The sequence below is a fragment of the Micromonospora sp. WMMA1976 genome (assembly GCF_027497335.1).
GTDB lineage: Bacteria > Actinomycetota > Actinomycetes > Mycobacteriales > Micromonosporaceae > Micromonospora > Micromonospora aurantiaca.
This window is the reverse complement of the sequence record NZ_CP114912.1, coordinates 5,400,181-5,415,319: the sequence shown is the minus strand read 5'-3', so window position 1 is coordinate 5,415,319 and position 15,139 is coordinate 5,400,181. Positions and strand designations below refer to the sequence as shown.

At 73.0% G+C, this 15,139-nt stretch carries 13 protein-coding genes; 6 read left to right on the top strand and 7 right to left on the bottom strand.

Going from position 1 to position 15,139, the window contains the following annotated elements; genetic code table 11:
- Positions 1-3: 3 nt before the first annotated feature.
- From O7546_RS24840 to O7546_RS24830, 3 genes are all read left to right on the top strand, one after another.
- Complete coding sequence (locus O7546_RS24840) at positions 4-258, top strand: hypothetical protein (protein WP_091426737.1); 255 nt, start codon at positions 4-6, stop codon at positions 256-258.
- Positions 259-328: 70 nt separating this feature from the next.
- Positions 329-2,035, top strand: coding sequence for an ABC transporter ATP-binding protein (locus O7546_RS24835; protein ID WP_194801384.1), 1,707 nt, complete (start codon positions 329-331; stop codon positions 2,033-2,035).
- Positions 2,032-3,792: an ABC transporter ATP-binding protein gene (locus O7546_RS24830; RefSeq protein ID WP_194801383.1), complete on the top strand. Its 1,761-nt coding sequence runs from the start codon at positions 2,032-2,034 to the stop codon at positions 3,790-3,792. Before O7546_RS24835 ends, O7546_RS24830 begins: the two co-directional genes overlap by 4 nt.
- A gap of 53 nt (positions 3,793-3,845) precedes the next feature.
- Here O7546_RS24830 and O7546_RS24825 read toward each other — a convergent pair whose 3' ends face one another.
- The 7 genes from O7546_RS24825 to O7546_RS24795 form a co-directional block, all read right to left on the bottom strand.
- Positions 3,846-4,583: a DUF4142 domain-containing protein gene (locus tag O7546_RS24825; RefSeq protein WP_194801382.1), complete on the bottom strand. Its 738-nt coding sequence runs from the start codon at positions 4,581-4,583 to the stop codon at positions 3,846-3,848.
- A 98-nt stretch (positions 4,584-4,681) separates the two neighbouring features.
- Positions 4,682-5,857: an ROK family protein gene (locus O7546_RS24820; RefSeq protein WP_194801535.1), complete on the bottom strand. Its 1,176-nt coding sequence runs from the start codon at positions 5,855-5,857 to the stop codon at positions 4,682-4,684.
- A gap of 31 nt (positions 5,858-5,888) precedes the next feature.
- On the bottom strand, positions 5,889-7,148 hold the full coding sequence (locus tag O7546_RS24815) for an ABC transporter permease (RefSeq protein WP_194801381.1): 1,260 nt from the start codon (positions 7,146-7,148) through the stop codon (positions 5,889-5,891).
- Positions 7,145-7,957: an ATP-binding cassette domain-containing protein gene (locus O7546_RS24810; protein WP_120573138.1), complete on the bottom strand. Its 813-nt coding sequence runs from the start codon at positions 7,955-7,957 to the stop codon at positions 7,145-7,147. Before O7546_RS24810 ends, O7546_RS24815 begins: the two co-directional genes overlap by 4 nt.
- Before the next feature lie 102 nt (positions 7,958-8,059).
- On the bottom strand, positions 8,060-9,163 hold the full coding sequence (locus O7546_RS24805) for a substrate-binding domain-containing protein (protein ID WP_120573139.1): 1,104 nt from the start codon (positions 9,161-9,163) through the stop codon (positions 8,060-8,062).
- A gap of 204 nt (positions 9,164-9,367) precedes the next feature.
- Positions 9,368-9,847, bottom strand: a complete 480-nt coding sequence (ybaK, locus tag O7546_RS24800; protein WP_194801380.1) for a Cys-tRNA(Pro) deacylase — start codon at positions 9,845-9,847, stop codon at positions 9,368-9,370.
- Between the two features lie 56 nt (positions 9,848-9,903).
- The gene (locus tag O7546_RS24795; protein ID WP_269697646.1) at positions 9,904-11,103 is read right to left on the bottom strand and encodes a class I SAM-dependent methyltransferase; all 1,200 of its coding nucleotides are present in this window, start codon (positions 11,101-11,103) and stop codon (positions 9,904-9,906) included.
- Between the two features lie 254 nt (positions 11,104-11,357).
- Between O7546_RS24795 and groES the strand changes: the two genes are divergently transcribed.
- The 3 genes from groES (at position 11,358) to O7546_RS24780 (ending at position 15,118) form a co-directional block, all read left to right on the top strand.
- A complete protein-coding gene (groES, locus tag O7546_RS24790) occupies positions 11,358-11,672 on the top strand; it encodes a co-chaperone GroES (protein WP_018222648.1) in 315 nt (104 codons plus the stop codon).
- A 70-nt stretch (positions 11,673-11,742) separates the two neighbouring features.
- Entirely contained in the window at positions 11,743-13,386 is a 1,644-nt protein-coding gene (gene groL / locus O7546_RS24785) for a chaperonin GroEL (RefSeq protein ID WP_194801378.1), read from the top strand.
- A 124-nt stretch (positions 13,387-13,510) separates the two neighbouring features.
- Positions 13,511-15,118: a molybdopterin-dependent oxidoreductase gene (locus O7546_RS24780; RefSeq protein ID WP_194801377.1), complete on the top strand. Its 1,608-nt coding sequence runs from the start codon at positions 13,511-13,513 to the stop codon at positions 15,116-15,118.
- Positions 15,119-15,139 lie beyond the last annotated feature (21 nt).

Sequence of the window (15,139 nt, the reverse complement as noted above, 5' to 3'; positions counted from 1 at the left end):
GACATGATCGTCCGGATGTGGGAGGCCAAGGCCGAGCCGTACGGCTTCGCCGACCTGATCACCTGGGTCTGCGAGACCGCGCTGCCCGAGTTCGAGCACGACCCGATGCACGTCTCCAGTGAGGTGTTCTCCTCCACCGACCACCGGCTCGTGGTCATCTCCAAGTGGCGCAACAACCCCCGGGAACTGCCCGAGCCGCCCGCACGCCTGATCGCCCGCCCGCCGCACAGCTGGGACTTCACCCAGGTCGACCGCTGACGCGAGGGCCGTCACGGCGGCCGGAATTGGTTGGCGCCCGGATCACCCCGGCACCTAGCGTCGGTGGGTCATGCGCTTCTCACCGGCCGGCGACCCCGGCACCCCTGACGCGCGGTCGGCCACCCGATACCTGGTGTGGCTCGCCGGGCGGCACCCCGTCATCTTCGGTGCCGGTCTCACGCTCGGCGTGATCTGGATGCTGGCCCAGGCACTGGTGCCGGCCGTGCTCGGCCGCGCCGTGGAAGCCGGCCTGGCCCAACGCGACCCGGACGCGCTGGTGCGCTGGAGTCTGGCCCTGCTCGGGCTGGGTCTGGTGCAGGCCGTCGCCGGGATCCTGCGCCACCGCTGCGCCGTACACAACTGGCTCGGCGCCGCCTACCGCACCGTGCAGGTCACCGTGGATGCCACCAACCGGCTCGGCGCCGCGCTGCCCCGGCGGGTCGCGGCGGGCGAGGTGGTGAGCATCGGCACCGCCGACATCGAGCACATCGGCAGTGCCGTCGACATCACCGCCCGCGGCGCCGGCTCGGTGGTCGGCATCGTCACCGTCGCGGTGATCCTGCTCAACGCCTCCCAGCCGCTCGGCCTCGTCGTGGTGCTCGGGGTGCCGCTGCTGATGGCGCTCGTGGCGCTGCTGATCCGCCCGCTGCACCGGCAGCAGGCCGCGTACCGGGACTCGACCGGCCGGCTCACCGCCCGGGCCGCGGACATCGTCTCCGGCCTGCGGGTGCTGCGCGGAGTCGGCGGCGAGCCGGTGCTGTCCGAGCGCTACCGGCAACGGTCGCAGGCGCTGCGCGCGGACGGGCTGCGGGTGGCCCGGGTCGAGTCGCTGTTGCAGGCCGCGCAGATCCTGCTGCCCGGCGTCTTCGTGGTGCTGGTGACCTGGCTCGGCGCCCGGTTCGCGCTGCGCGGCGAGATCAGCGCCGGCGAGCTGGTCTCGTTCTACGGCTACACCGCGTTCCTGGTCAGCCCGCTGCGCAACCTCACCGAGGCGGCCGACAAGCTGACCCGGGGACACGTCGCGGCCCGCCGGGTGGTCCGGTTGCTGCGGCTCGCGCCGGAGTTCACCGACCCGGCCACCCCGGTGCCGGTGCCGGCCGGGCCGGGCGAGCTGACGGACGCACGCTCCGGACTCGTCCTGCGACCGGGCCGGCTCACCGCGCTGGCCACCGCCACCCCGCAGGACGCCACCGAGATCGCCGACCGGCTCGGCCGGTACGCCGACGGGGACGTCACGCTGCACGGCGTACCGCTGCGGGACGTGGCGCTGGCGACGGTGCGGGAGCGGATCCTGGTGGCCGACAACGACGCGCAGCTGTTCAGCGGCGTGCTGCGCACGGAGCTGGACCCGCACGACCGGGCCGAGCCCGGCGCCGTCGAGGGGGCACTGGCCGCGGCGAGCGCCACCGACATCGTCGAGGCGCTGCCCGGCGGCCTGGACGGCGAGGTCGCCGAACGCGGCCGGGAGTTCTCCGGCGGGCAGCGGCAACGGCTGCGGCTGGCCCGCGCGCTCGTCGCCGACCCGGAGACGTTGATCCTGGTCGAGCCGACCAGCGCGGTGGACACGCACACCGAGGCGCGCATCGCCGAACGGCTCGGCCCGGCCCGCCACGGCCGGACCACGCTCGTCTGCACCACGAGCCCGCTGGTGCTCGGCCACGCCGACCACGTGGTCTTCGTCGAGGACGGCAAGGTCGTCGCCGAGGGCCGGCACGAGGAACTGCTCGCCGCCGAGCCGCGCTACGCCGCCACGGTGAGCCGGGAGGAGGACCGATGAGCAACGCGCTGCCCGTCGCCGACGCCGCCCAGGTCCGCCGGTACGTGCGCGAGCTGATCCGCCGTCACCCGCGTGGCCTGGCCGCCGCGCTCGGTCTGCACGCGCTCGCCGCCGGCGCCGGGCTCGTCGCCCCGCGCCTGCTCGGTGACCTGGTGGAGGGGATCTCCCAGGGCATCGCCGCGACGACCGTGGACCGGGTCGTCGCGGCCATCGCCGCGTTCGTGGTGGTGCAGGCGGTGCTGGTCCGTTTCGCGCACCTGGCCTCGGCCCGGCTCGGTGAGCGGGTGCTCGCCGAGCTGCGGGAGGAGTTCGTCGACCGAGTGCTCGCGCTGCCGCTCGCCACAGTGGAGCGGGCCGGCACCGGCGACCTGCTCACCCGTACCTCGCGGGACGTCGCCGCGCTGTCCCGTACGGTCCGGTTCGCCGGGCCGGAGACGCTCATCGCGGCGCTGACCGTGCTGCTGATCCTCGGCGCGCTGGTGCTGACCGGCCCGCTGCTGGCGCTGCCCAGCCTGCTGGCGGTGCCGGTGCTGTGGGCCGGCACCCGCTGGTACCTGCGCCGCGCGCCGCAGGGCTACCTGCGGGAGAACGCCGCCTACTCGGACATCACCGACGGGATCAGCGAGACGGTCGAGGGGGCGCGGACCACCGAGGCGCTGCGGCAGGCGGCCCGCCGCCGGGCGCGCGGCGACGCCGACATCCGCCGGTCGTACGCCGCCGAGCGCTACACGCTCCACCTGCGTACCGTGTTCTGGCCGGTGGCCGAGTTCGGCTACCTGGTGCCGATGGTGGCGACCCTGCTCATCGGCGGCTGGTTCCACCTGAAGGGCTGGGCCAGCCTCGGCCAGGTCACCGCCGCCACGCTCTACGCCCAGCAGCTCACCGACCCGATCGAGCGGCTGCTCGGCTGGCTGGACGAGTTCCAGGTCGGCGGCGCCTCGCTGGCCCGGCTGCTCGGGGTGGCCGCCGAACCGGACGAGCGCGCCAAGGCATCCGCCACGCCGGACGAGCGCGCTGCCGCCCCGGGCGGTGAGGGCCGGCTCGCCGCGCACGACGTCCGGTACGCGTACCGCCCGGGACACGACGTGCTGCACGGCGTGACGCTGGAACCCCGGCCGGGGGAGCGGCTCGCGATGGTCGGCCCGTCCGGGGCGGGCAAGTCGACGCTAGGCCGGCTGCTGGCCGGCGTGCACGCGCCGCGCGCCGGCACGGTGACGGTGGACGGCCGTCCACTCGCCGGAATGCCCCTGGCCGAGCTGCGTACCCACGTCGCGCTCGTCAGTCAGGAGCACCACGTGTTCATCGGCACGCTCGCCGACAACGTGGCGATGGTCCGGCCGGACGCCGACCCGGCGCGGGTACGCGCGGCGCTGGCCGCCGTCGACGCGCTGGACTGGGCGCTGGCCCTGCCGGACGGGCTCGACACGGCGGTCGGCGCGGGCGGCCACCCGCTCACCCCCGCGCAGGCGCAGCAGCTCGCGCTGGCCCGGCTGGTGCTCGCCGACCCGCACACGCTGGTGCTGGACGAGGCCACCTCGCTGATCGACCCGCGAGCGGCCCGGGCCCTGGAACGGTCGCTGGCGGCGGTGCTGCACGGCCGTACCGTCATCGCCATCGCGCACCGGCTCTTCTCCGCGCACGACGCGGACCGTGTGGCGGTGGTCGCCGACGGCCGGATCACCGAGCTGGGGTCGCACGACGAGCTGGTCGCGACCGGTGGCTCGTACGCCGCGCTGTGGCGTTCCTGGCACGGCTGAGAACGCGCGACGGGCCCCGGCAGACGTGCCGGGGCCCGCTCGACGGCCGGGGGTCACGAGCGGCGGGTCAGCCGCCAGGTCGCGTACCCGCCGGTGCCGAGCGCGATCAGGAACACCGCCCACACCACGCCGGTGCCCACCTGGAGTCCACCGCCGCTGCCCACGTTGGCCTGGGCGGCGGCGACGAGCGAGTCGCTCTGCGCGGGCGGCAGCGCGGCCGGCGGCAACTGCTGCCAGCGCACCAGCCCGGTGCTCTCCAGCATGGTCATGTGGTCGTTGACGAACGTGTTGGCATCCTCGGCCAGCTTGCGCACGATCGGGTCGCGGGTGCTGGCCCGGACCGCGCCGATCACCGGGAAGATCTTGCCGTGGGCGACCCGCAGCCGGGTGACGAAGATCTGGTCGAACCGGGCGCCGGTGGCGTTCTGCATCTCGGTCAGCCACCCCTTCTGCTCGGCCGTCGGATCCGTCGGCAGGGTGGCGCCCAGCTTGTTCGCCGCCTCGACCACCAACTGGTCCAGCTCCGCGTGCTGCTTGGCGATCTCCGCGCCGACCTCGCGTACCCGGGCGGACTGGCCCTTCTCGGCCGCCATCTGCCCGGCCGGCATCTCCCACAGCCCGGCCAGCCGTACACCGTTGAGCAGCGTCATGTCGGCGGCGTTCATCTGCACGCCGGGGTTGGGTGCGGCCTGCGCCGTCCCGGGAACGACGCCGATCCCCGCGCCCAGCGCGGCGAGCAGCAGTACCACCCGGTGCGCCAGCTTGCGGCGTGCGGATTCCAGCGATGCCATGGTTGCGGTGCCTCCTCGGTCCGGACCGGTACGCGGGGTCGTGGACGGCCGCGCAAGCCGGCCGCCCGTCCGCACACTGGTACGGATCGGCGGGCCGATCAGTTCAGCGGGTCGGCGAGGAGTCGTTCGAACGCCAGCTCGGCGGCGCCGATCAGCGCCGCGTCGTCACCGAGCTTCGGGGTACGCAGCCGCACGTGCTCCAGGCACGCGGGCAGCCCGTTGGAGTTGAGCCGGCTGCGCACCTGCGCCGCCGCGGCCAGATAGAGGTCGCGCATGGTGCCGCCGAAGATGACCATCTCCGGGTTGAAGATGTTCACCAGGTTAGCGACGCCGAAGCCGAGCCAGTCGCCGGCCTGCCGTACCGCGGTCTGGGCGCGGGCGTCACCACGGTCGGCGGCGTCGAAGACGGCGAGCAGCGCGTCCCGGCCGCGCGCCTCGGACCGGCCGGCGGCGCGCAGCAGCCCGTGCTCGCCGATCTCGGTCTCCCAGCAGCCGCGCCGGCCGCAGTCGCAGCGCACCCCGTCGCGGACCACCACCATGTGGCCGACCTCGCCGCCGTAGCCGCCGTGCCCTCTCAGCCGCCGCCCTCCGGCGATGATGCCCGCGCCCACGCCGACGTCGCCGTAGATGTAGATGACGTTGTCGCAGCCGACTGCCGCGCCCCGGGCGTGCTCGGCGTACGCGGCCACGTCGGCCACGTTGCCCACCGTGATCGGTACGTCTATCCCCAGCTCGACGGCGAGCGCCGCACCGATCGGCTCGTCCACCCAGCCGGTGGTGGGGCTGAGCCGGACCAGTCCGTCCTCCCGGCGGACCATGCCGCACACCGCCACCCCGGCGCCGACGCAGATCGCGTCCGGCGGCACCGACTGGTGCATCTCCTTGACCGCGCCGGCGAGCAGCGGGGCGGCCTCCCCGGCGACCAGGTTGCGCGGCCGGTCCATCTCCCGGCGGTCGAGCACCTCACCGCCGAGCCCGACCCGCGCGGCCCGCAGCCGGTCCACCTCGACGCTGTACGCGTACGCGTAGACCCGACCCGACTCGGGCCGGACGACGAGTGACGGTCGTCCGGCCCGGCCGGTCTCCTTCGGCGTCCCCTCGCTGACCAGACCGGCGCCGGCCAGGTCCGCGGTCAGCGCGCCGATGGTGCTGCGGTTGAGGCCGAGCGCGGTGGTCAGCTCGGCGCGGGTGGTGGCGCCGTGCACGTGTACGTAGCGGAGCAATGCGCCCAGGTTCTGCCGACGGATCTCGTCCTGACTGGGGCCCGCGCGCATTGCCACTGCCATCGTGTTTCCGTGCCCCTGCTCAGCGGTTGCCGGTGGCGGCGGCCCGCCGACGCGACAGCGCGTCGATGGTCGCCGCGGCGAGCAGCACCACGCCGGTGACCACGTACTTGACGCCCGAGCTGTATCCCATCAGTCCCATACCGTTGTCGATGACCGCGACCACCGCGCCACCGAGCACGGCGTCGAGGACCCGGCCCTTGCCGCCGAAGAGGCTGGTGCCGCCGATCACCGCCGCGCCGACGGCGTAGAGCAGTACGTTACTGCCACCGGTGTTGGGGTCGACGGAGTTGCCCCTGCTGGCGGCCACGATGCCGCCGATGGCGGCCATCGAGGAGCAGATGACGAAGACGGAGATGCGGATCCGGTCGACGTTGATGCCGGCCCGGCGGGCCGCCTCGGCGTTGCCGCCGACCGCGTAGATGTGCCGTCCGTAGCTGGTGCGCTGGAGCACGAACGTCCAGACGATCAGCAGCACCGCGATGATCGGCACCACGATCGGCACGCCCTTGAGCGAGGTGATCAGCACGTTGCGGCTGCGCTCCAGGTTGAGCACGTAGACCGCCACGCCGAGGATCACGGCCAGGCCGCCGATCCGCGCGCCGACCACCGTGAGCGGGTCGGTGAGCAGGCCACGGGCGGCCCGGTTGCGGTATCGCAGCAACTGCACTGCCGCGTACCCGGCGACGGCCACCGCGGCGAGCGCCCAGCCCAGCGCGGGGGTGAGGTTGCGGTTGGCGATCGCGACGAGCACGTCGTCGCGGATCGCGATGTTGGCGCCCTCGTCCATCAGCGTCAGCACGACGCCCTGGAAGGCGAGGAACCCGGCGAGCGTGACCACGAAGGACGGGATGCCGACCTTGGCGACCAGCAGACCCAGCACGGTGCCGATCACCACACCGGTGACGACGGCGGCGAGGACCGCCACGTACCAGGGGTAGCCGAGCACGGTGACGACGTTGGCCAGGATCGCGGCGCAGACGCCGCTGGCGAAGCCGGCGGAGAGGTCGATCTCGCCGAGCAGCAGGACGAAGACCAGGCCCATGGCGATGAGCGTGACCGCCGCGCCCTGGGTGAACAGGTTCGCCAGGTTGCCGGCGGTGAAGAACGACGGGCGGGCGATCGAGAAGCCCACCGCCAGCGCCACGAGCATGACCACAGCGGGGAGCGCGCCGATGTCGCCGCCGCGTACGCGGCGCCAGTAGTTGTTCACGTGGCTGTTCAGGGTCGGTGTCGGCGCGACGCCGGCCGGGCCTTCCTTCTTCACGACGATGGCGGTCATCGGACGGCTCCTGGGGTGGTGTCGGCGGGCGCGGCGCCGTTGCCGCCCGGCTCGCCGGTGAGGCCGAGGCTGCCGGATCGGCCGGCGGTGATCAGCTCGACCACCTGCGAGTGGGTGATGTCTGTGGTCTTCACCTGGGCGACCATCTGGCCGAGGTAGAGCGCGGCGATCCGGTCGGAGACGGCGAAGACGTCGTTCATGTTGTGCGAGATGAGCACCACGGCCAGGCCGTTGTCGGCCAGCCGGCGCACCAGCTCCAGCACCTGGGCGGTCTGCGCGACGCCGAGCGCTGCGGTCGGCTCGTCCAGGATGACCAGCCGGCTGTTCCAGAGCACGGCCTTGGCGATGGCGACTGTCTGCCGCTGGCCGCCGGAGAGGCTGGCGACGTGCTGGCGCAGCGACTTCACGGTGCGCACGCTCAGGCCGGCGAGCGTCTCGGCGGCCATCTGCTCCATTGTCGGCTCGTCGAGCACGATGCCGCTGCGCTTCTCCCGGCCGAGGAACATGTTCTGCACGATGTCGAGGTTGTCGCAGAGCGCGAGGTCCTGGTAGACGACCTCGATCCCGAGCGCGGCGGCGTCCCGGGGGCTGTTGATGGTCACCGGCCGCCCGTCGAAGAGGAACTCGCCGGCGTCGGTGGGGTGGATGCCGCTGATGCACTTGACCAGGGTCGACTTGCCGGCGCCGTTGTCGCCGACGAGCGCGGTCACCTCGCCGGGGTGCGCGGCGAAGGCGACGTCGCGCAGCACCTGGACGGGACCGAAGCTCTTGTCGATCCCGCGTAGCTCCAGCAGGGGGGTTGCGGACACGGGGTTCTCCTTTGGGCGGAGGGAGGTCTCGGATCCCGTCCGGCGCGGGCGCCGCCCGGCACGGGTCTCCCGTGCCGGGCGGCGCCGCCTGAGGCGGGTGGGTCAGCTCACGCCGGCGTCGGTGCAGAGCTTCGCGAAGGCACCGGTGCAGAGCTCTTCCTTGGTGACGTAGCCGTCGGCCACCACGTCCTTGACGTTGTCCTTGTAGATGGCCTTGGGCTCCAGCAGCACGGCCGGCACGTCCCGGTTGCCCTCCGGGTCCTTGACCGTCTGGCCGGTGTCCTTCCTCTCGCCCTTGGCGAGCGCGATGGCCAGCTCGGCGGCGGCGTCCGCCTCCTTCTTGACCGCCTTGTAGACGGTCATGCACTGGTCGCCGGCGAGGATGTTCTGCAGGCCCTCCTTGGTGGCGTCCTGACCGGTCACCGGGACCTTGCCGTTGAGCTTGTTCTTCTTCAGCACCGAGATGGCCGCGTTGCCGAGACCGTCGTTGGCGGCGAGCACGCCGTCGATCTTGCCGCCGGCCTTGGTCATCTGCTGCTCGAAGATGGTGGCGGCCTGCGCGTTGTCCCACGCGGGTACCGGGTCGTCGGCGACCTTGGTGTATTCCTTCGAGTCGAACTTCGGCTTGAGTACCGAGTCGTACCCGTTCTTGAACAGGGTGGCGTTGTTGTCGGTCGGCGAGCCGTTGAGGTACGCGATCGACGGGTTCTTGACGCCCTTGTCGGTCAGGCACTTGCTCAGGCCCTCGCCCTGGAGCTTGCCGACCGCCTCGTTGTCGAAGCTGACGTAGTACTGGGCGGAGCCGCCCAGGGTCAGCCGGTCGTAGTCGATGGTCGCGACGCCCTGCGACTTGGCCTTGTCGAGCACGGCCTTGCCGGTGCCGGAGTCCAGGTTGACGATCATCAGGACGTTGACGCCGCTGGTGATCATCTGGTCGGCGATGGTCTGGAACGCGGTCTTGTCGTTCTGCGCGTTCTGGATGTCGGACTCGACGCCGGCCGCGTCGAACGCCGCCTTCAGGTACTTGCGGTCCGCGCCCTCCCAGCGGGCGGAGGACTTGCTGTCCGGCAGGATCACGCCGATCTTCGGCTTCTTGGCGTTGGAGCCGCCGGCCTCGTCGGAAGAACCGCCGTTGTCACCGCAGGCGGCCATGCTGCCGGTCGCGAGGAGACCGACGGCCGCGAAGGTGAGGAAGCCCTTGCGCATGTGCAGGGTCCTTTCGGAGGTGGGGGAGTGGTGATGTTTTGTTGTGCCCGGCAACGTATTCCCCGCTTCCCATGCACCGCAAGACTGCCGAGGTCAGAAGTTTGTTGGCGGCGGTAACAATTCAGCAACGCGGTTGTCACCCGCGGGACACCGCCGGGAGAGCGCGCTCCGGGAACGCTCCCACACGTACCGTCACGAGCCCGCTCAGGCGGCGGCGATCGATGCCGTCGTCGCCCCGGTGAGCGCCACCAGATCAGTCGGCGCGAGCTGCACCTGCAACCCTCGGCGGCCCGCCGAGACGTACACGGTCGGGTGTGTCAGCGCGGAGGCGTCGATGACGGTCGGTAGCCGCTTGCGTTGCCCCAGCGGGCTGATGCCGCCGCGGACGTATCCGGTCGCCCGCTCGGCCGTCGTACGGTCCGCCATCGTCGCCCGCTTGCCGCCGGCCGCGGCGGCGAGCGCCTTCAGGTCCAGCTCGCCGGTCACCGGCACCACCGCCACCGTCAGCCCGCCGTCGACCTCGGTGACGAGCGACTTGAACACGCGCTCCGGTGCCACCCCGAGCGCGGTCGCGACGAGCGCGCCGTAGTTCGGCGCGTCCGGCGAGACGTCGTAGGTGTGGGTGCTGTGGGCGATCTTCCGCTTGCTCAGCAACGCGATCGCCGGAGTGCCAGGGCCCGCCACCGGATCAAGCTAGCCCGGTCGCCGGCCCGCCGCGAGCCGAAACCGCGCGCCGCGGGTCAGCCGCCCGCCGGAACCGGCCGGCAGACGAGCACCGTGGGGCCGCCGGCGACCCGGGTCAGCACCAGGTCGGCCGCCGCCTCGCCGGAGAGCCGCAGGTCACGGCGTAGCTTCTCCGGCTCCAGCGCCGACCCGCGCTTGCGGATCTCGACCCGGCCGACCCGCCGCTCCCGCAGCAGCGCGCGCAGCCGCTTCAGCGAGAACGGCAGCACGTCGGTGATCTCCAGGCAGCGGGCGAACGGGGTGGGCCGGGCCTCGTCGGCGTACAGGTAGGCGATCGACGGGTCGGCGAGCGTCGCGTCGAGGTCGGTGGCCAGCTCGGCGACCAGGTGCGCCCGGACCACCGCCGGATCCGGGTCGTAGAGGAACCGCCGGACCGGTCCCACCGGCGCCTCCTGCCCGCCCGTGCCGGTGAGGAGCGACACCGCGTCGTCGCGCTCGCGCAGCACTGTGGCGCGGCGCGGGACCTCGGCCAGGTCACCGCACCAGAGCGCGGCCTCGACCAGGTCGCCGTCCACGCTCACCCATTCCGCCTCGGCGCCCGCCGGGATCAGCGCGTGGTCGAGCCCCGGCGCCACCTTCACCACGGTCCGCGGCACCCGCGCGGCCAGGCCGGTGACGAAGTCCCACGGCGGGGAGTAGGCGTTCGGGTCGAAGACGCGCCGCCCGGTGCCGGCCCGCCGCCGCGCCGGATCGCAGAACACCGCGTCGACAGGGCGCACGTCGAACGCTGTGGCGTCACCGCAGGAGACGGTCACCAGGTCGGCGAGCCCGGCCGCCTCGGCGTTGGCGGCGGCCATCGCGGCGGTGAGCGGGTCGGCCTCCACCGCGTACACCCGGATGCCGGCGCGGCCCGCGGCGAGCGCGTCGGCGCCCAGCCCGCACCCCAGGTCGGCCAGCGTGGTCACGCCCGCGGCGCGCAGCCGCGCGGCGCGCCGGTCCGCGACCGCGCGCCGGGTGGCCTGCTCCAGCCCGGCCCGGGTGAGGAACATCCCGGCCGCGACCGGGCCGAACTTGCCGGCCGCCCGGCGGCGCAGCTCCGCCTGGGTCAGTGCCGCCGCCGCGAGCCCGCCGGGGATGCCGGCCGAGCGCAGCGCGGCCGCCGCCGCCAGCGGGTCGCCGCCGGCCACCCGCTCGGCCGCGGCGAGCGCCGCCGACCCCTCGGGGGTACGCAGCGCGGCGAGCTGGTCGAGATCCACGCGCTCATTCTCCCGGCCCGGTTCCGGCGCGACACGGAGGGCGACGCGTTGGCACTCTCCTTGACGGAGTGCTAGCCGAGGAATAACCTGCGATTAGCACTCTCACCCTGAGGGTGCCAACGCCCGAGCCTCGTGCCCGGGGGTTGAGCGCCAGGCGGACCGGCACCCGCGACGACGGCCCCGCCCGGTGGCATGTGGCAGATTGACGCTGGTCGGCGTGCCGGCCGGCAACGACACCAAGTACCCGGGAGGGTATGCCCGTGACTACCGCGACCAAGGTTGCGATCAAGCCGCTCGAGGACCGCATCGTGGTCCAGGCGAACGAGGCCGAGACCACCACCGCCTCGGGCATCGTGATCCCCGACACCGCCAAGGAGAAGCCGCAGGAGGGCACCGTCCTCGCTGTCGGCCCGGGCCGGATCGACGACAAGGGCAACCGCGTGCCGATCGACGTGAAGGTCGGCGACACCGTCCTCTACTCGAAGTACGGCGGCACCGAGGTCAAGTACGCCGGCGAGGAGTACCTGGTGCTCTCCGCCCGCGACGTCCTCGCGGTCATCGAGAAGTAAGCAACCGATCAGTGTCGTTGCCCCGGTCCGGCTCGCCGGGCCGGGGCAACGTCGCTTCGAAGGGATACTGATGGCGAAGATCCTCAGCTTCTCGGACGACGCCCGGCACCTGCTGGAGCACGGTGTCAACGCCCTCGCGGACGCGGTGAAGGTCACCCTCGGCCCGCGCGGGCGCAACGTCGTCCTGGACAAGAAGTTCGGTGCGCCCACGATCACCAACGACGGCGTGACCATCGCCAAGGAGATCGAGCTCACCAACCCGTACGAGAACCTCGGCGCGCAGCTGGTCAAGGAGGTGGCGACCAAGACCAACGACGTCGCCGGCGACGGGACCACCACCGCCACCGTGCTGGCCCAGGCGATGGTCCGTGAGGGCCTGCGCAACGTGGCCGCCGGCACCAACCCGACCGGCCTGAAGCGGGGCATCGACGCGGCGGCCGCCAAGGTCTCCGAGGCGCTGCTCGGCAAGGCCGTCGAGGTCTCCAGCAAGGAGTCGATCGCGCACGTCGCGACCGTCTCCGCGCAGGACGCCGCGATCGGCGAGCTGATCGCCGAGGCGATGGAGAAGGTCGGCCGCGACGGCGTCATCACCGTCGAGGAGGGCTCCGCGCTCACCACCGAGCTGGAGGTGACCGAGGGTCTCCAGTTCGACAAGGGCTTCATCTCCCCGAACTTCGTCACCGACCTGGAGGCGCAGGAGGCGGTCCTGGAGGACCCGTACATCCTGATCACCACCCAGAAGATCTCGGCGATCGAGGAGCTGCTGCCGCTGCTGGAGAAGGTCCTCCAGAACAACAAGCCGCTGCTCATCGTCGCCGAGGACGTCGAGGGCCAGGCCCTGTCGACGCTCGTGGTGAACGCGCTGCGCAAGACCGTCAAGGTCTGCGCGGTCAAGGCCCCCGGCTTCGGCGACCGCCGCAAGGCGATGCTCCAGGACATGGCGATCCTCACCGGTGCCGAGCTGGTCGCCCCGGAGCTGGGCTACAAGCTCGACCAGGTCGGCCTGGAGGTGCTGGGCACCGCCCGCCGCGTCGTGGTCGACAAGGAGAACACCACTGTCGTCGACGGTGGCGGCCAGTCCGCCGAGGTCGCCGACCGGGTCGCGCAGATCCGCAAGGAGATCGAGGCCTCCGACTCCGAGTGGGACCGGGAGAAGCTGGCCGAGCGGCTGGCGAAGCTCTCCGGCGGCATCGCCGTGATCAAGGTCGGCGCGGCCACCGAGGTCGAGATGAAGGAGCGCAAGCACCGCATCGAGGACGCCATCGCCGCGACCAAGGCCGCGGTCGAGGAGGGTACGGTCCCGGGTGGCGGCGCCGCCCTGGCCCAGATCCTGCCGGCGCTCGACGACGACCTGGGCTTCACCGGTGACGAGAAGGTCGGCGTCTCGATCGTGCGCAAGTCGCTCGTCGAGCCGCTGCGCTGGATCGCCCAGAACGCCGGCCACGACGGCTACGTGGTGGTGCAGAAGGTCGTCGGCCAGGACTGGGGCCACGGCCTCGACGCCGCCACCGGCGAGTACGTCGACCTGGCCAAGTCCGGCATCATCGACCCGGTGAAGGTGACCCGCAACGCGGTCAGCAACGCCGCCTCGATCGCCGGCCTGCTGCTCACCACCGAGAGCCTCGTGGTGGAGAAGCCGGCCGAGCCGGAGCCGGCCGCCGGTGGGCACGGCCACTCGCACGGCCACGGCCACCAGCACGGCCCGGGTTTCTGACCCGAGCAGCACGGCCCGACGTCAGGGCACACCGCCGACCCGGTGGTGTGCCCTGACGCGTATGTCCTTACGGAACGCTGACGGGATTGGCAGCCGGACCGGCGGGTCGATCAGACTGGGTGCCGTGAGCACCCTCTCCCGCCGCCGCGCGGCGCTGGCCGGTGTCGTCGCCGCAGTGGTGGCACTCGGCACCGCCGAACCCGTGGCGGTCCTGACCGGTCCCCGGTCCGCGCCGCTCGTCGCCGTCGGCGGACTCGTCGTCGACCTGGTGCCCGAGCCGCTCAAGCAGTTCGCCATCGACGTCTTCGGCACGTACGACAAGATCGCCCTGCTGGCCGGGACGGCGCTGCTGCTGGCCGCCTTCGGGGCGCTGCTCGGCCTGGCGGCGGCCCGGCGGCTGGTGATCGGCCTGGCCGGCGTCGCCGCGTTCACGGTGCTCGGCGTCGCTGCCGCGCTGACCCGGGCCGGCGCGGACGCGTTCGACGCGCTGCCCTCGCTGGTCGGCGGCGGACTGGGCGCGCTGACGCTCTGGGCGTTCGTGGCCGGACCACTGGGGCCCGGCCGGGGCGCGGCCGCGCAGCCGGCACCGCCTCCGGCGGTCGCCGCGCTCGCGGGGGAGGAGAAGACCCCGGGTGGCTGGGAGCCGGTCCGGCACGACGACGACGCGGAGTCGCGGCGGCGTTTCCTGCGCGGCGCCGGGCTGCTCACCGGTGCGGCGGCGGTGGCCGGGCTGGGCGGGCACTGGCTGGCGGGCCGGCGCGGCGTGTCGGCGGCCCGGGAGGCGGTGACGTTGCCCGCCCCGGTGGCGCCCGCCCCGCAGGTGCCGGCCGGAGCGGACCTGTCACTGCCCCGGCTGGCGCCGTACGTCACGCCGAACCGGGAGTTCTACCGGATCGACACCGCGCTGGTGGTGCCGCAGGTGGACCCGGTCACCTGGCGGCTGCGGATCCACGGGCGGGTGCGCAACCCCATCGAGCTGAGCTTCGACGACCTGCTGGCCCGCCCGATGGTCGAGCGGTACGTGACGCTCGCCTGCGTCTCCAACGAGGTGGGCGGCGACCTGATCGGCAACGCGCGCTGGCTCGGCGTACCGATCAAGGAACTGCTCGACGAGGCCGGCCCGGCCGACGGCGCGGACCAGGTGGTCGGCCGCGCGGTCGACGGCTGGACCTGTGGCACGCCCACCTCGGTGCTGCGCGACGGCCGGGACGCGCTGCTCGCGGTCGGCATGAACGGCGAGCCGCTGCCGATCCAGCACGGCTTCCCGGTGCGGATGGTGGTGCCGGGGCTCTACGGGTACGTGTCGGCCTGCAAGTGGCTCACCGAGCTGGAGCTGACCAGCTTCGCCGACTTCGACGCGTACTGGGTGCCGCGTGGCTGGTCCGCGCAGGGACCGATCAAGACGCAGTCCCGGATCGACACGCCCCGGCCCCGCAGCCGCCCGGAGGCCGGCCCGGTGACGGTGGCCGGTGTGGCGTGGGCGCAGCACCTCGGCATCAGCCGCGTCGAGGTACGCGTGGACGCTGGCCCCTGGCAGGAGGCGACACTGGCGCCTGCCGTGTCGGCGGACACCTGGGTGCAGTGGTCTTGGCGGTGGGACGCGACGCCGGGCGAGCACTCGCTCCAGGTGCGGGCGACCGACACGACTGGCGAGACGCAGACGGAACAGCGTGCCCCGGTAGCCCCCGACGGCGCGACGGGATGGCACACAGTCAGGGTCACCGTCGCCTGACCCACCGACTCCGCGTCCCCG

Bases quoted from the DNA above. Each gene is read 5' to 3' on its own strand.
- O7546_RS24815 (WP_194801381.1), bottom strand. From the start codon at position 7,148: ATGACCGCCATCGTCGTGAAGAAGGAAGGCCCGGCCGGCGTCGCGCCG.
- groES (WP_018222648.1), top strand. From the start codon at position 11,358: ATGCCCGTGACTACCGCGACCAAGGTTGCGATCAAGCCGCTCGAGGAC.
- groL (WP_194801378.1), top strand. From the start codon at position 11,743: ATGGCGAAGATCCTCAGCTTCTCGGACGACGCCCGGCACCTGCTGGAG.
- O7546_RS24805 (WP_120573139.1), bottom strand. From the start codon at position 9,163: ATGCGCAAGGGCTTCCTCACCTTCGCGGCCGTCGGTCTCCTCGCGACC.
- O7546_RS24835 (WP_194801384.1), top strand. From the start codon at position 329: ATGCGCTTCTCACCGGCCGGCGACCCCGGCACCCCTGACGCGCGGTCG.
- O7546_RS24820 (WP_194801535.1), bottom strand. From the start codon at position 5,857: ATGCGCGCGGGCCCCAGTCAGGACGAGATCCGTCGGCAGAACCTGGGC.
- O7546_RS24840 (WP_091426737.1), top strand. From the start codon at position 4: ATGATCGTCCGGATGTGGGAGGCCAAGGCCGAGCCGTACGGCTTCGCC.
- O7546_RS24825 (WP_194801382.1), bottom strand. From the start codon at position 4,583: ATGGCATCGCTGGAATCCGCACGCCGCAAGCTGGCGCACCGGGTGGTA.
- O7546_RS24830 (WP_194801383.1), top strand. From the start codon at position 2,032: ATGAGCAACGCGCTGCCCGTCGCCGACGCCGCCCAGGTCCGCCGGTAC.